Origin of the sequence: Mesobacillus jeotgali (assembly GCF_031759225.1) — a bacterium.
GTDB classification, from domain to species: domain Bacteria; phylum Bacillota; class Bacilli; order Bacillales; family Cytobacillaceae; genus Mesobacillus; species Mesobacillus jeotgali_B.
The window spans coordinates 4,318,470-4,334,722 of the sequence record NZ_CP134494.1 but is presented as its reverse complement, the minus strand read 5'-3'; the positions used below and the strand labels follow the sequence as shown (position 1 = coordinate 4,334,722).

Annotated in this window: 15 protein-coding genes and 2 pseudogenes; 6 read left to right on the top strand and 11 right to left on the bottom strand. The window is 40.5% G+C overall.

Going from position 1 to position 16,253, the window contains the following annotated elements; all coding sequences use genetic code 11:
• Positions 1–294: 294 nt before the first annotated feature.
• The 7 genes and pseudogenes from RH061_RS21665 to RH061_RS21635 all read right to left on the bottom strand — a co-directional run bounded on the left by RH061_RS21665 (position 295) and on the right by RH061_RS21635 (position 6,098).
• Positions 295–1,188, bottom strand: coding sequence for a carbohydrate ABC transporter permease (locus tag RH061_RS21665; protein ID WP_167834332.1), 894 nt, complete (start codon positions 1,186–1,188; stop codon positions 295–297).
• A 14-nt stretch (positions 1,189–1,202) separates the two neighbouring features.
• Positions 1,203–2,086: pseudogene (locus RH061_RS21660) on the bottom strand (carbohydrate ABC transporter permease).
• A gap of 71 nt (positions 2,087–2,157) precedes the next feature.
• A complete protein-coding gene (locus RH061_RS21655) occupies positions 2,158–3,459 on the bottom strand; it encodes an extracellular solute-binding protein (protein ID WP_311072828.1) in 1,302 nt (433 codons plus the stop codon).
• A 109-nt stretch (positions 3,460–3,568) separates the two neighbouring features.
• The gene (locus tag RH061_RS21650) at positions 3,569–4,354 is read right to left on the bottom strand and encodes a response regulator transcription factor (RefSeq protein ID WP_311072827.1); all 786 of its coding nucleotides are present in this window, start codon (positions 4,352–4,354) and stop codon (positions 3,569–3,571) included.
• A gap of 1 nt (position 4,355) precedes the next feature.
• Positions 4,356–4,784: a sensor histidine kinase gene (locus RH061_RS21645; protein ID WP_311076496.1), complete on the bottom strand. Its 429-nt coding sequence runs from the start codon at positions 4,782–4,784 to the stop codon at positions 4,356–4,358.
• Positions 4,776–4,985, bottom strand: a pseudogene (locus RH061_RS21640) (histidine kinase); the annotation flags it as partial. The gene RH061_RS21645 and the pseudogene RH061_RS21640, both read right to left, overlap by 9 nt.
• A 12-nt stretch (positions 4,986–4,997) precedes the next feature.
• Positions 4,998–6,098: a sensor histidine kinase gene (locus RH061_RS21635; RefSeq protein WP_311072826.1), complete on the bottom strand. Its 1,101-nt coding sequence runs from the start codon at positions 6,096–6,098 to the stop codon at positions 4,998–5,000.
• A 343-nt stretch (positions 6,099–6,441) separates the two neighbouring features.
• On the opposite strand from RH061_RS21635, the gene RH061_RS21630 reads away from it, so the two are divergent.
• The 6 genes from RH061_RS21630 (at position 6,442) to RH061_RS21605 (ending at position 12,196) form a co-directional block, all read left to right on the top strand.
• The gene (locus RH061_RS21630) at positions 6,442–7,596 is read left to right on the top strand and encodes an endo-1,4-beta-xylanase (protein ID WP_311072825.1); all 1,155 of its coding nucleotides are present in this window, start codon (positions 6,442–6,444) and stop codon (positions 7,594–7,596) included.
• Positions 7,597–7,702: 106 nt separating this feature from the next.
• Positions 7,703–8,464, top strand: a complete 762-nt coding sequence (locus RH061_RS21625; RefSeq protein ID WP_311072824.1) for a polysaccharide deacetylase family protein — start codon at positions 7,703–7,705, stop codon at positions 8,462–8,464.
• 238 nt (positions 8,465–8,702) lie between these two features.
• A complete protein-coding gene (locus tag RH061_RS21620; protein WP_311072823.1) occupies positions 8,703–9,167 on the top strand; it encodes a DUF5381 family protein in 465 nt (154 codons plus the stop codon).
• A 164-nt stretch (positions 9,168–9,331) separates the two neighbouring features.
• Positions 9,332–10,882: an IS1182 family transposase gene (locus tag RH061_RS21615; RefSeq protein WP_311072822.1), complete on the top strand. Its 1,551-nt coding sequence runs from the start codon at positions 9,332–9,334 to the stop codon at positions 10,880–10,882.
• A 185-nt stretch (positions 10,883–11,067) separates the two neighbouring features.
• Positions 11,068–11,619: a DUF6241 domain-containing protein gene (locus tag RH061_RS21610; protein WP_311072821.1), complete on the top strand. Its 552-nt coding sequence runs from the start codon at positions 11,068–11,070 to the stop codon at positions 11,617–11,619.
• 133 nt (positions 11,620–11,752) lie between these two features.
• Positions 11,753–12,196: a VanZ family protein gene (locus tag RH061_RS21605; RefSeq protein WP_311072820.1), complete on the top strand. Its 444-nt coding sequence runs from the start codon at positions 11,753–11,755 to the stop codon at positions 12,194–12,196.
• Between the two features lie 66 nt (positions 12,197–12,262).
• Here the strand turns inward: RH061_RS21605 and RH061_RS21600 are convergent, their stop codons facing one another.
• From RH061_RS21600 to pgaD, 4 genes are all read right to left on the bottom strand, one after another.
• Entirely contained in the window at positions 12,263–13,474 is a 1,212-nt protein-coding gene (locus RH061_RS21600) for a M14 family zinc carboxypeptidase (RefSeq protein ID WP_311072819.1), read from the bottom strand.
• Positions 13,475–13,887: 413 nt separating this feature from the next.
• Positions 13,888–14,448: a class D sortase gene (locus tag RH061_RS21595; RefSeq protein WP_396654906.1), complete on the bottom strand. Its 561-nt coding sequence runs from the start codon at positions 14,446–14,448 to the stop codon at positions 13,888–13,890.
• Positions 14,449–14,515: 67 nt separating this feature from the next.
• Positions 14,516–15,703, bottom strand: a complete 1,188-nt coding sequence (locus tag RH061_RS21590) for a processed acidic surface protein (RefSeq protein WP_311072817.1) — start codon at positions 15,701–15,703, stop codon at positions 14,516–14,518.
• A 184-nt stretch (positions 15,704–15,887) separates the two neighbouring features.
• Positions 15,888–16,253, bottom strand: coding sequence for a poly-beta-1,6-N-acetyl-D-glucosamine biosynthesis protein PgaD (pgaD, locus tag RH061_RS21585; RefSeq protein ID WP_311072816.1), 366 nt, complete (start codon positions 16,251–16,253; stop codon positions 15,888–15,890).

Sequence of the window (16,253 nt, the reverse complement as noted above, 5' to 3'; positions counted from 1 at the left end):
TATAAGTCTATTTATAGTGAGCTTTCATACTGCTCCGAAAAAAGTTATAAAGTCCTGTTGATTGGAGTGGAAGGCGCGTAGACTCCTGCGGGATCAGCGGGAAGGTGAGACCCCACAGGCGCTAGTAGCGCCGAGGAGGCTCACCGCCCGCCCCGCGGAAAGCGAAGCGCCTGGAACGGAAATCAACAGCCCCATTTTACCTCAAATCAAAATAAAGACTGTAGACAGCTCCATTTCATGGAGTGTGTCTACAGTCTAATTACTTCTTATCAAGAATTCTATTGTTTTCCCATATCAACCCTTAACGGACCCAGCGGCCATACCCTCAACAATCTTGTCACTTAAGAACAAGAAAGCTAAAAGAATTGGTACAATACTGATTACTAGAGTTGCTCCGATTGCTCCCCAATCTGTTAAATACTGTCCTACGAAGTTATTGATCCCAACCGTCAGCGTCTTCCAATTGTCTGAACTGATGAAGGTGTTCACAAATACGAACTCATTCCAGTTGTAGATCATATTGATGATGGCGGTTGTCGATAGAACCGGCACGGTCATCGGCAGGGTGATCTGGAAGAAAATCCTGTGGACGGAGCATCCATCCATGACCGCAGCTTCTTCAATCTCCCGCGGGAAGGTTCTATAAAATCCGAGCAAGATCATTATCGTCAAAGGCAGATTGAATGCTGTATACGATAAGACAATCGATACAGGGCTATCAATTAAGTTAGCGTTGTTGTACATATTAAACAAAGGGATGATCGTCGAATGCAATGGAATCATATAAGCGACCAGGAATAAGCCAAGAACAAGGCCGCTAAGCTTCCAGCTCATTCGTGTCACGGCAAATGTCACGAAGCTGGCCAGGATGATTGTAAGGGCAACGGATAAAACGGTGATCCATACGCTGTTGAAGAAGTAGACCCCGATATTGCCTGACGTCCAGGCCTTTGTATAGTTGCCCCATTGCGGGTCCTGAGGCAGGGAGAAAGGTGACATCCCGAATACTTCTTGATTGGTTTTCAATGAAAAGAATAATAGCCATACCAATGGGTAAATTTGAATGACAGCAAATAACCCTAATATTAGATAAAGAAATCCAAATCCGATTTTGTTCAAGTAAGATTTCTTTGTTTTTTGGGGTGCGGAAAGGGTCGTTGCTGCTGGTTGTGTGCTAACCTCGCTCATTATGTTTCACTCCCTTAAAATTGAACATCGTCTTTAGATTTCGTCAGTTTCGAAATTAACCAAGTCATGAAGAGTGCGATCACTAATAGTCCAAAACCGATGGCACTGCCATAACCGAAATTATTCAATTTAAATGCTTCTTTGTACATATAGGAAGCCATTACTTCACTGGCTCCGTTCGGCCCGCCGCCGGTCATGACATAAATCAAGTCAAAGTATTTCAGTGAACCAACTACTGCGAGCATGATGGTCACTTTAAAAACTCCGGAAATCAGAGGCAGTTTAATTTTATAGGCAATCTGGAAAGAGCTTGCTCCATCAATTTTTGCTGCTTCAATGATTTCGTCCGGTACATTCTTCAATGCCGCATAATAAATCAGAATGTAAAACCCTGCAAACTGCCAGATGATCGGAATGAAAATTGCGTATAGTGCGATTTCTGGATCTGCCAACCAAATTGGTGTATTCTCCACACCGAACATTTCAAGTGATTTATTCGCCATACCGTTCGTTGGATCGAAGATTTTCATCCAGAGCTGGGCGATGGCGACAGAAGATAATAACATTGGAATTAAATAGATTTTCCTTAATAGATCCGCACCTTTAATCTTACTGGCTAAAACCAGGGAAATGGCCAGGTACAGTACAGCAGCAAGCTTGCTGTAGAGAAAATGGCTAAAAGAAAAGAATGATAGGTACTTGTCCAGAACATTTTATCCTGGATGAGGGTGATGTAGTTATCCAGCCCAATAAACGTCATCTCTCCGATTCCATCCCAGTCCATGAAACCGTAATAGCCTGATAATACAATCGGAATATAGATAAGGGTAAGGATGAGAAGTAATGCTGGAAGCGTATAAAGGGCGATTACGTATTTATTCGACATAACATTTTTCATGTTGGTTAGCCGCCTTTCTTATAAAGAAGAGGGCATATTCATCAGCAATATGCCCTCTTTTTAAGCAAGTATTATTTCTCAGCAGCAAGTGCTTCTTCTTGCGTTTTTGCAAACTCTTCAGGAGTTGTTTGTCCGCCGAATAATGCCTGGATCTGGTTCAAGTGAACATCTGCTACGCCGGCAGACATCTGAACATCTGCATATAGAGTCAGGTTCGTTGCGTTTCCTAAGTCATTCAGGATGTCAATGTACATTGGGTGAAGCTCGCCATTGGATGTATCAACGACTGTAGCCGGAATGACTCCAGCGTCAACAACGGAACGCTTGCCCCATTCTTCAACCAGGTAAGAGACAAATTCTTTCGCTTCGTCTTTCACCTTTGATTGTTCCGATACGAACAGACCAACACCAGGTCCACCTACATAGCTGTCAATATCGCCTTTTCCGCCTTCATAGGTAGGGAACTTGAAGTAACCAACTTTGTCCTTGAATTCCTGGGAGACATCAGGAGTTGTTGTATAGTTTGGAAGCTCCCATGTTGCCATCATGTACATAGCAGCCTGTTCATTCATGAAGTAACCTTTTGCTTCATCGTTGGAAAGGCCGTTATAGCCTTTAACGAATGCGTCCATCTTAACCAGCTTTTCAATTTCTTCAGCTGCCTGTACAAGTGCTGGATCTTCAAAGCTTCCAGAACGGTTGATGGCACTATTTAACGCCTCAGGGCCGCCGATACGGTCAGCAAGGTACATATACCACATGGATCCAGTCCAGCGGTCTTTGTTTCCTAAAGTAATCGGAGTCACTCCGTTATCAACAAGTGTTTCTACGACGTTAAGGAATTCGTCATATGTCTTTGGAGCTTCCAGGTTATACTTCTCAAAAATTTCTTTGTTGTAATAAACTGGGGTGATGTTTAATTCAAGAGGTACAGCGTATGGCTTTTCGTCAACTGAGAAAGCATCCAGCGTACCAGCAACGAAATTGTCTTCTTTAGCAATATCATCTAATGGAGCAAACATTTTTCCATCAACGAAAGGCTTCATATATCCTGCTGCCCAGGTGATCCCTACGTCAGGCAGTTCATTTGAAGCGGATAGTACTTTTACTTTCTCTTTGTACTGCTCATTGCCTAGAATTTCAGTCTGGATATCTACATCCGGGTTTTCTTTTTCATAAGCAGTGATAATATCATCAACGATTGTGTACTGTGCATTTGAACTGCCTTCTGGCCATAAATGCATCATCTTCACGACAGTTTTGTCCCCGCTGGACGATTCGCCATTAGAACCAGTAGATGAGGAACAGCCTCCAAGAATCAATCCGCCGGCTAATGCCAAGGTCATTACCGAGGAAAACGCTTTCTTTTTCATTAATCCAAAACCCCCCTAAATGTTTGTTTGTCTATGCCTTACATTTAAAGTCTAACACCAGGGGGCAGACCAAAAAAGGCAACTATGATTAGGAAAAATACTACTATTTTTAGAAAGCCCTTTCATTTCCGGTTTTTCGGTAAGCGCTAGGTGTCATGCCCTCAATTTCCTTGAAGATTTTAATGAAATATTTCGATGTTTTATAGCCGACATCTTCTGCTATTTCGTTAATAGGGAGGGTAGTAGAAAGAACTAATTCCTTTGCGCGCTGGATTCTGCGTCTGGTCACATATTCACTGAAATTCAGATTCACTTGCTCCTTGAACAGCACGCTAAAATAGCTTGGGTTCAAGTGTACTTGAGCAGCAACGTCTTTCAGGGTGATTTCTTCCTTTAAATTCTGGTCAATATAGATCATGGCCTTGCGGATGGTATCCTTGGTCGTGTCCATCTTGTTGCTGGCATCGGCTATTTTTTTGTCCACCACTTTTTCAATCAATCCGGCCCTTACTTGCTTCTCCATGACCATCACTGCATCTTCTACGGCTTCAATCAGCTTCTTCTTCCCAATGGGTTTTAAAAGGTAATTGACGACACCGAGCTTCAACGCTTGCTGTGCATACTCAAATTCGGAGTAAGCAGAAATCACAATCACTACTGGAGCCATTCCTTTTTCCTTCAGTGTCTTCAATAACTGCAATCCTGTCATTTCAGGCATTCGGATATCAGAAAGTAAAATATGAATCTTCTTTTCCTCGACTATCCGCAGGACATCCTCACCGCTTTCCGCAGTGAGGATGGCATAATCGCCGTTGTTCCAGTTTTCAAGTGTCCTTTGCAAGCCTTGTCTCGTTCTCGGCTCATCATCCACAATCAGTATATTTTTAGTCACCATATTAATCGCCTCCCCTAACCGGTAGTTCGAATGTAATCAAAGTTCCCTGGTCTAACTCACTCTCAATCAAAAGGTCTGGATGTGAAATGCCTTGATAGTATAATTTTAAACGCTTATAGACATTTGAAATGGCCATTCCTTTGCCGTTCGCAGAAGTTGTACCTCCAGATTCCATCGATTGGATGATCTTTGAAAGCCTCACTGGATCCATCCCGGATCCATCATCTTTTACAGAAATACGGATTCTTTCTTCATCCTTATTTGTTACTGGCTCAACTGTGACCGATATCTGGCTGTTTCCGGCTTTGTTTCCAGCTCCATGGAGGATTGCATTTTCCACCAATGGCTGTATGATCAGCTTCGGAATCCTGACATGTTCATATTTTGCAGGCACAGAGACATTCCACTGTAACCTGTCACCAAAACGCATTTTCATAATTTCCATATAGTCGCTGATATGCTTGATTTCGTCCTTCAGATACACCCAATCGTCATCGGTTTCTCTCGTGATGGTATATCGGAATAAATCTGACATGGCTATAACAAGTTCGGCCAGCTCGTCCTCATTTTTTTCATCAAGTGACCAATGAAGTGCATCCAGTGTGTTAAAGAGAAAATGAGGATTAATCTGCGCTTGAAGCGCTTACAATTCACTTCGATTACGTAAAATCTCTTTTTGATAAACCATTTGCATTAAATGATTGGTTTCTTTCACCAGCTGATTATAGGTACTATTTAATTCGTTGATTTCATTTACTGAATAAACTTCCGGATTCATTGTTAATGAACCATCTCCGGCCCGCTGCATCGTTTGTGTCAATTTTAATATTGGCCTTGTGATGATGGTTGAAAGAAAAAAGGAACTGATGGAAAATATGATGAAGCCGACAACTCCAGATAAGATGATGCCGTCCCTGATCCAAGACATTCCTTCGGTCAATTTGTTTACAGGGGTTAAAATGAAGACGGTCCAGCCTGTAAGGTCGGATGATTGCTTTGTGACGATATAGTCCCGCTCATTTAGCTGCACTTCGTTTTCAGTGCTTTCAATGATACTCCTCATATCGCCAGGATAATTTTGGATGATCGGCTTTTGATGCTGATCCAAAAGAATCGAGTATTGGTCGTTATCATACTTTTCATTCGCAAAGCGAAAATGATTTCGATTTATGCTGATTAAAAGATAACCGCCACTTCTATATTGCCTTTCCATTAAGTTGACTCTTCGGATGGCCAGGAAATAATTTTTATCATTTGGATCTTCACCAATCCAAACGATTCGCCCTTTTGCCTGATTTGCTTCCTCAATCCACTTTTGGCCGACTCGATTGATCAATCTATCTTCATCAAGAGGTAGGACACGCTGCTTCTTTGCAGAAAAGAGCTGAAAGGAAAAAATTCCATCGGTATTCCCGATAATTCTGTTGATATGCCCCATTAATTGCTGCCGGTCACCGAAGGATACAGGTTTTCCATCATGGACATTCGTTAAGACTCTTTGAACTTGTTCATCGGTTATAACAAGTTTTGAATTCATATTGATCTGCTCGTAGAGAGATTCGATTCGTCCATTGGCTTCAATCGCTACCTGTTGTATTTGCTTTTCAGCGTTATTTGTCAGCAATGCTGAAACTTGTCCTAATGTAAGAAGGCTGACAATCAGTAAAACAATGACCATAACTAGTAAAAAGATAATTAAGATTTGGTTTCGTAATGTATTCCATTTTTTTAGTTGTTTCAGCACTGTTGTCTCGCCTTTCTTTTCTATTAGTATTTGTATTTATTATTATATCTCCTTTCATATTAACTGGTGAGATGTCTATTTCAGGTAAGTTGTATATCAGGATACTTTCCATCTAGTAATATTTTATCATTTTTAGAGAAAACTTTAAATTATTAGTTTATTAAGTGGATAAACTAAGTTTTGTGTTGATATAATCATATCAAGTCAGGTAACAGCTGCATATTTTTTTACACTTCCATGAAAGCCCTTTCTTTTGTTCCTGGCAAGCAAACTGCATAGGGGGGAGAATTCGTTCGATCTGTAAAAAGTGTAAAAACAAATTGAGAAAGAGGGAAATCATAACATGTTAAAAGTATTGCGTAAACCATTTCTTACTGGATTGGCTTTGGCCCTATTTTTACCTGCCGGATTATCCAATGTTGCAGCAGCTGAACCGATTAGTGCATTAGATGTCGAAGTAGAACTTGATGAAAGGTATGCTGATTCATTCGATATTGGTGCAGCTGTCGAGCCTTACATGTTTGAAGGGAAAGATGCTGACGTTCTTAAGCGCCATTTTAACAGCATTGTTGCTGAGAATGTCATGAAACCGATCAATATCCAGCCTGAAGAAGGGAAGTTCACCTTCGAGGAAGCGGATAAAATCGTTAAGTTTGCAAAAGAGAATGATATGGAGCTGCGTTTCCATACGCTGATTTGGCACAGTCAAGTCCCAGAGTGGTTTTTCTTAGATGAAGAAGGAAACAAGATGGTCGATGAAACCGATCCAAAGCAGCGTGAAAAGAACAAAAAGCTGTTGCTTAAACGATTGGAAACTCATGTTAAAACGATCGTCAAGCGCTATAAAAATGATGTTAGCTCCTGGGATGTAGTCAATGAAGTAATTGATGAGTATGCGCCCAACGATAAGGGTTTACGTGAATCCCCATGGTATCAAATCACGGGTACAGATTATATCAAGGTTGCTTTCGAAACCGCGAATCGATTTGCGGCAAAGGACGCTAAGCTTTACATCAATGACTACAATACTGAGGTAGAACCAAAGAGAACCCACTTGTACAACCTGGTGAAGGAATTGGTTGAGGAAGGTGTTCCAATTGATGGAGTTGGACATCAGGCACATATCCAGATCGGCTGGCCATCTCTTCAGGAAATAGAGGATTCTATTAATCTGTTTGCCGGACTCGGTCTTGATAATCAAATTACGGAACTGGATGTTAGTCTTTATGGCTGGCCGCCAAGACCTGCTTACCCAACTTATGACGAAATCCCGGAAAGTGAATTCGAGCGCCAGGCAGTCCGCTATGACCAGCTGTTCGAATTATATGAAGAGCTGGGAGATAAGATCAGCAGTGTGACATTCTGGGGTGTGGCAGATAACCATACTTGGTTGAACGACCGCGCAGAACAGTACAATGACGGTGTTGGAGTAGATGCGCCATTTGTCTTTGATAATAAATACAATGCAAAGCCGGCTTATTGGGCGATTATTGACTAGAACAAAAGCTTAGTAGTGGTTTGTAATTCCTTAGGTTTTTTTGCCTACACTTTGTTGTTTAGAACAACAAAGTGTAGGCAGCCAAAAATAGGAGGGAACGATGCTGATGAAAAAATTAAAAGGACTGTTTATGGCTTTGATCCTATTATTAATTGCTAGTACTCAATACCAGTTGCCAGCCAGCGCTAAACAAACTGAACAGGTGGAAATTCCAGTCCTGCTCTATCATGTCGTGAAACCTGACCCGGACCCGAATAATCCTTATCAATACAGTCTTGAAGAATTCGAAAAGCATATGGCTTATCTCCATGAAAATGGTTACCGCACTTTAACAATGAAGCAATACTTCAACATTCTTGATAAGAAAGCGGCAATGCCAAAGAAGCCTATTCTCCTGACATTTGATGACAATTCGAATGACTTTTATCCTTATGTGTATCCAGTCTTGCAGAAGTATGGAATGGAAGCCACTCAATTCACGGTGTCAGATTGGGTAGATGGCAGCTGGAATATGACTTCAAACGAACTTCTGACCGTAATGGAAAACGGAGTAGACATCCAAAATCATTCAGTAACCCACCCAGCCCTTGCCGATCTAAGCAGGGAGCAGCAATACACAGAAATCAATGAAGCAACAAAAGCCCTTAAAGACCTGACAGGCAGAACAACAAATACCTTTGCCTATCCATATGGAAGCTACAATGCCGATACAATCTCCGTTTTAGAAGAATTAGAATTTAAAGGCGCATTCAAAGTAGGCGGCGGACTCAGCACAGACCAGAGTGACCGATACGAACTGCCACGGATTATGATTTTGCAGAATCATACTTTAGAAGATTTTGTGAGAATGATAGAGACAGGGTATTAGAAGGCTAGTAGGAAATAATTAAAAGGCCGGTCATGGGTGTGATCCTGTAGCCGGTTTTTTATTTGAATTCAACCACACCTTATTTTTCTTTTATATTCTAACAAAAATACATGAGAGGTCGTTATGTTGCTTCTTTTTTGACGGGTAAACATTAGTCTTAGATTCCTTCTTAGAATATAATACAATTATTGGAAAACTCTTTGGTAGTAGCATTAATATCTTAGAATAGGGTGGAAATATGAAGGTAGTAAATTATCGGACCTCGACCATTATCGGCCGTTTGTTGATTTGTGCACTCTTTATCGTTACTGGTGTGGCTCTAATTCTTGCATCTATTTATTTGGAGGCTCCTACGCCAAGGAAAGTCATCTCTGTGACAGTAGGTGTTCTCGGAATTGGCTTTTTTGGAAGGATGTCAGTGATGCTCATTCGCCTGTTATTAAAGAATAACCAAATGTTCCGTTACGATATGGAAAATATTATAGTGAAAAACAAAACAATTAAATTGGATTCTATTAAACATATTGAAGAAGAGAATGATATCCGGACCGAGTACTTAGGAATAAAAACTCCTGCATTTGTACTGATTATTGAAGACGGGAAATCTATTTACATACCAACCTACTATGCAATTTCTAAGAAAGATTATCCAGTAATTCACAAAACATTAAAAGGTATTGTAAGTGACCGGAGAAAAAGATAATAGTAACCTCTCTTGGGACATAAGAACCGTTCGAAGCCACTGAAAAACACTTCCAGTTAAGTGGAAATGATGATTTTGGACAATAAAAAAGAAAACCTTCTTAAATTTGATATAATTGAATCGACCAAGAACCAATTATACAAGAGAAAGAAGGTTTTCTTTTTATGCTTAAAGACAAAGATATGCAGTTAAGCATCTACTCCGTATTATACAATAAAATCCCCGAAAATCATAAGCTGAAATTGCTTAAAGACGTGGTAGATTTTAGTTTCATCAATGACAAACTCGAAAAATCCTATTGTAAGTACTATGGCCGACCTGCAAAAGAGCCGGAGCTTATGGTTAAACTTTTAGTGCTGCAATACCTCTATAATCTATCCGATGAACAGGTAATCGAAGAAGCTTCATTAAACCTGGCTTTCATGTACTTCCTCGGTATTAATCCAGAGGACGATTTGCCCCATCCAAGTCTATTGGCTAAATTTCGCAAGCATAAATTAGAAGGCAATCTTACGATTGATGAGATCATCGTTGAAATCAATAAACAAGGTGTGGAAAAAGGAATCCTAAAATCATCTGGGATAAGCATTGATACAACCCATTCAGAGGCCAACACCTTTAAATGTACCGCAGAAAGAGTTATGAAAAGACTGGCGAAAAAGATCTTTAAGACCGTAGAGGAAGAGTGTGGCGAAGTTCCGAAGGAAATCAATCAAGATATTCCCGACTATAAAGAAATCGAAGATCATAAAGAAGCCAAAGCGACAATGAAATCCTATCTTGAAGAAACCATTTCAAATGTAGAAGAACATCTAGAATCAGAAAACATCCCAAAAACCAAGAGATTACTAGAGAATGCGAAAGAAATCTTACAGGACCCTAAATTTATTGAACAAAAAGGGGTTCGCTCTATTGTGGACCAGGACGCCAGAGTTGGTCATAAGAGTAAGACATCCCATTTCTTTGGATATAAGACTGAATTTATGATCACAACCGAAGACCGTATTATTACAGCTGTACATGTAGGGAATGGCGCCTATGTGGATGGGGAAAAGTTTGATCAGTTATTGGAGCTAACGAAAAAAAGTGGAATGACAATAGACGAAGTCTATGGGGATAAAGCCTATTTCAGAAAGCCAATATTGGACAAAATTAAGGAAGCGGGAGCCAAGCCATACATACCAGTAAGTGAAATGGCTTATAAAATTGACGAGGATTTATATAGCTATAACAAAGATTCTGATGAATGGTTTTGTGTACAGGGCAATCAAACAGTAAGGAAAGTTCACCAAAAGAAAAAAAGCGGTAAGCAATCCTACAAGTATTATTTTGAAAGGGAAAAATGCAGAGTATGTCCACTCCGGGATCAATGCGTCAAAGGAACCAGAGTAGGAAGAATATTGGACGTTGGAATCAACACCCCAGAATTCTATGGATACAGCCAGGAACAAAAGACGGATGAGTTCAAAGTAAAATATAAGAAAAGAGCTTGTCAGGAATGGAAGAACGGGGAAATGAAAAACTTCCACGGGTTAGATCGTGCCAGAGGGTACGGTCTAAAAAGCATGGGCTTACAAGCAAAATTAACCGCATTGGCGGTAAACTTAAAGAGGATAGCGAAAATCCTATCCTCTAATAAGTCTGTTTCCACACGATTTATTGTCATTTATTTCAAAATACCAAATGAAAATCTTCATTTTCTGGAAGCATCCTAGAAATGGAGATTTCCTTTTGGAAAAAAGGGCACTTTTTCAGTGGTCTCGAACCGTTCCTGCGTCCCAAGATTCCTGAATATGTTATACTATACTAATAAATGGAATTCATTGGGAGTATGTACCTTATAATATAGTTTTCTATCCTTGTTGAAGACTGCAGCATAGTGTAATTGGGGGAGAGTATATTGAAGAAAATACTGATCATTATAGGGGTTGTCATCGGTCTGGTTATTGGGTTCGGTTACGGGACATATAAAATATTAGATAACGTTGAAAATTACCAAGAGAACAATACCGATAATGAAGCTCGCTCAGTTGCAGCACCTGAAGAAAATGATGATTCACCTTATGCAAGTAAACAGGAGGAATATCAAGAGCAAACTAAAAATATCGGTGGTCAAATTTTCGAATTGAAGCTGACTGATGCCACGACTGAACGTGAGATCATCGATATCATGCACAAGATGACTCACCAGAAGGTGAAAGCTGAAGACAAATGGGGAGCTATTCCAATGTCAGAACATACTGTTTCACAAGTTCTAGAGTTTCTGGAGAAGTCAAACTTTGCCACAAAGAAAGACTTGATGGACATAGCAAAGAAATGGAAAAGCGGAGATTTTCAAACGGTAGACTATGATCACAATTTTTTCTGGCAATGGCAAGGTGGAACAGTAGGCAGAGCTTACGGCATCATGAGCTCAGCAGAAGAGGAAGAATTCATTAAGAATAATTTTTAAGGAAGACAAGGGAGAGATCCCTTGTCTTCCTTTTTCATTTTTATAGGACAACAGAAGATGTTACCCGCTCTACTGATTATCAGAGCATACCATACCTCTGGTAAGGCTGATAGTGGAAAGGGTGGTCGGATTGTTGAATTTTCCAATGATATTCGGGCTGGACAAGCTAATGCATTTTATAGGTTTTTTAGGAGCATCAACATTGATAGGTATATTCATTCTTATTATTTCAGGTCCTAATAATGTCAAACACAAGCTAAAAGTCGTTTGGTATTCTCTGGTGACGGTTGGAATCATAGAGGAGTATCGACAGTTATTGGATCCTGGCAGAAGCGCAGAGTTTCTTGATGCAGTGTTTAATATTGCAGGGGTTAGTATGGGAATTGGCATTATGCTAGGACTTGCTTATTTGGTTGTTAATAAATATGTGATCTTTTCAAAAGTATTTCGTCTATACCCAATGTTCCTTATGATGCTTTTATTAGGTTTGCTCTATCTAAATGAAAGGCCATTTATAAAAGTGGATCTGTCTTTTCAGGAACGTGTCAGGAGCCTTGCCGCGCTGATTGGCTTTTAGGGGAGAGGATTTCACTAATAAGCTCAAAAAAGCGGAGGATTCATTCCTCCGCTTTTCTTACTCATCTTATAGACTTGGTGAATATGCAGTTTGAGGGATGTTATCATATTCAGCGGCGTCTAGTTCCTCCACCGAACCATCTACCACACCATTGATGATTCCGTATAATCCCGTTTCGACAGCTTTAACCAGTTGGCCTTTCTTCTTTTGCCCTAATGAATGCGATTGGCCTCTAACTTCAAAAAGGACTGTACCGCTGCCATTCAATGCGAAGCTTCCCAGAGCTGTCCCTGGAAGGTCCAGGTTTTGCTGGTATAAGGTGATGTTACTGAAAGGTGAGTTTTCGCCCAGTGATTGCAGCGCATTGTATGCTGCCAGATTCAATTGCTTGGAGAACTCGAAATTGTAGTTGTCCGCATACTGGGCATACTTGGCTCCTTCCGAAGTGTTTGGATCCGGAACGAAGTCAGCTGAAAGGGACATGGTGACAAGGTCATCGGTTCCTTCTACGTAATACTGGCCCTGGTGATGAAGGTCAATGAATACATCTACCTTTCCGAACTCTGTTTGCAGTGACTTGTAAACATCGCGTACAGTTTGAGACTCAGGTGTGATGTACCAGCCCGCCTTGCTTGAATTTCCAGGGAAGTCGGATGCCTGCGGGACATAGTTCAAGTCTGGATTGAAGTCGCGGTTCACATCAAATCCAGGTCTGCCGTTATAGTCTCTGTCCTGGATAATGCGGTTGTTATAGTAATTCCATGCAGGTCCCGCAGCATCAGCCAGCTGAGGGAAGGCTGCGACAACTTCTTCCCATGACATGTCATTTCCTCGTCGATCCAGTTCCGAGGCATCTGGATTCATCTTTGGCAAAGTGACAAGGGTGATTTTCTCACGGATCTTTTGTGCCTCAGGAGAATTGCTGGATCCGAGGTATTGAAGCATGCTAAGCAAGGCCTCAGTTCCGGTATTTTCATTTCCGTGGATCTCGCTTTCAATCAGGACAACCTTTTCACCTGTCCCAACTCTAGCCTGGAAAATATCTCTCCCCTGGTTTGATTGGCCAACGACCTCCAAAGCGACTCGGCCCTGGCTGTTCGCTTCAATTTGCTGAAGTCTTTTAACCATTTCAGCATAGTCCGTATAACCATTTACAGAATAAACCTGATTGTCATTGTAAAGGTTACCGTTAGGTGAGTTGGTAGCTAGTGTAGGTGTCGCAAGAGCTGTGCACAATGCCAGAACACTTAAACCTGTGAGTACTTTATTATTTTTCATAAACTCTTTCACTCCTTAAACTAGTAAAGTAATTTCATAACTATATTAAAATGTTTAAAAGAGAAAACGTTGCTGTAATTTGTCGAATATTTCGTTTTACGAAATAAATGATAGGAATGAACTAGGAACCTTGAGTATATTAGTAGTTTAGATATAAAAAAAGGCGCATTAGCGTTTGTTTCTATTTTCCTGTTTATTGTGATAGGAAGGTCGTAAGGTAAGAGGCTTAGGCAGTGTAAGGGAAGTTTATTGTGCTCGGTGCCATGGGATAGCTCCATTAAGGAGTAAGAGGTAATCCACTAAGAATTCTTATTTACTGACATACAACCTTCGCATAATAAAAAATAAAAAAAGAGTGACCCTTGATGGCTCACTCTGGTGGTTAAGTTAAATTGAAGAATTGGAGCAGGATATTACTCTTTACTTCCTATTAAATCTGCTACTAGAATATATCGTTCTGGAGCGTCACCGATGTAATCAAAGGGGTAGCAGGTACTGACAGTTAGGGTAGGTCTTGGTGTCGGGACGATGACCGTTCTGTCATCTGCATCCACAATCCGCACCTTACGCACTTTGTAGGTAAACGTTCCAGCTTCGGTTGTCACTTCAAGTAAGTCACCTTTTCCTACATCACCAAGTTTCCGGAATACGGTATCACGATGCCCTGAAAGAACTGAATTGTCTCTTTCCCCAGGAAGCACGCTGCCTGCAAAATGACCCACTCCTTTCTCCAGCTCATCCTCATCAGTTCCATGGTAGATTGGCAAATTAGCGTCAATCTTTGGGATGGAAAGGCTGCCCATCATATCACCTATTTTAGGTCGGTCGGGATATAGCTCAGCTTTTTTCTTTTGGGTATCCTTTAGTTCAGGTGTAGCTGTGGAAGTCATTATGGTATTTGCATCTCCTGTCTTAAATAGAAGATATCCTTTCATGAACTTATAGGCATTCGTCCCACTAAACCAAATACCCATAACAATGATGCCAACAGATACGGAAAGAAGAACCAGATTTCTGGTTCTTCTTTTTCTCTTCTTTACATTAGACACGTCTCATCTTCACTTTCCTGAATACGAGTGCTCCAAGCAAGAGTACACCAAGTCCAGCCAGTGAATTTTGAAGATAGTCAGAAGCGGTGTTTGGTAATTTGCCTCCACTAACAGTCTTGACAGGAACCTTCGCAGGAACCTTATCAACTGCTTCCTTTACCTCTTTTGCAGCCTCTTTTGTATCCTTAAGGTTCTTGCCTGTTTCTTCTACAAAGTCTGAGCCAAACATCTCTTTTGTTACAATCATGTCTGCTAAAAACTCGCCCGACTTAGAATAAATTTTTATTAACAAATCTGAGCCATTGATATCTTCCATTTTTATCAAGGTTGCAAACGAGATTGGTGTTGATTTACCGTCTTTTGTTAAATAATATTCAACCTTTGTATCCAGAAGATTAAGTAACTCATCCCAAATATCTATAAACTCAGCAATTTGCTCAGCGGTTAACTCTGAAGCACTTTCAAACTCGGGAAACGCTAGCAAACGGTTGCTGATGTCTTCCAATGATGCCATAAACTGCTCTTCATTAAAATTTGGATCCTCCATTAAGGAGATGAAGTGGTTGGTTAGTTTTTCAGCTTCTTCCTCAGTTAATCCTATAGAATCCATTACTGCAAGAAGCTCTTCCTCAGCATCGGAAAGGTAGTAAGTTGCAATGGCAAATTCAAGATCTTCGATGAATTCATAATTTTCAATGGAGTCATCATACTCATTTAAGAATGACTCAAGCTCTTCGACTGAGTTGAATTCAAATTCTTCAAGGAGGGTCTGAAGGTTTTCATCCGTAATCGGAGTCTGTTCCTCAGGGAAAAGCCAGTTTGTAACATCATAGTAAAGATCACCGACAAATATATATTGCTCTAAGGCTTTTCCGTTCTCTAAAAGCAGTGCGTCTAACTCTTCCTCAGTAAGTTCCAACTCAATTAGTAACTCTTGCAGATTTTCTTCATCTACTAAAGGTCCTAAGTAAGTCTGTAAATCTTCAAGTGTTTCAAATTCCTCAAGTGCAGCCCCATGGACATCGGTTAAATAATCGGTGAACTGACTCTCTGTCATCCCGGTTTCTTTAAGGTAGTTTTGGAACTCTGAACTCATCGAATCGACAGCTGCAAAAGCAGCAAATGGCAAAGTGCCCAGTGACAATGCAATAACCAACAAGATTGATATGACCCTCTTCAAAGTAACGCTTCCTCCTACAATTCAAATAGATTTCTAGAATATTTTAACCACTTTCTATTATTGCGGATAGTGGAATAAAATGGAATACTCTACAGGCTATCATTCTACTAATATTTTTCGACATGGATATGAGGTAAAAATGTAAAAGAGAAGTCCATTAGCATGAAAAGATAATCATAATCTGTTATCTTTCAATATATCTTTCAGTATGAATTCGTGTTAAGTCATCTTTTTTCACCAGATAGTACTCTGCAATCTCTGTTTGGCTAGTCAGCGTAGGGAAGTTCCTTCTTTTAAGATGGCCAAACCTGCGTTTGTTGTATGAACTCCACCAGCTCAAGGCAGCAGCACTTGTGATGACCACAAGGATGGTGATGAGCAGGATTGAGTTGGCATTGGCTAAATTCACTTCAAGAAATTTGAAATCAATGTTACGTTCAAAATGAGAGATGAAGTTGTACAGGAACAAGGTGAGAAATAGCCAGCCGAAAAAGGTGAAGAGCAAATCTATGATTTTTCGCGGCTTCGACTGTTTGCTGTGTATGATCAT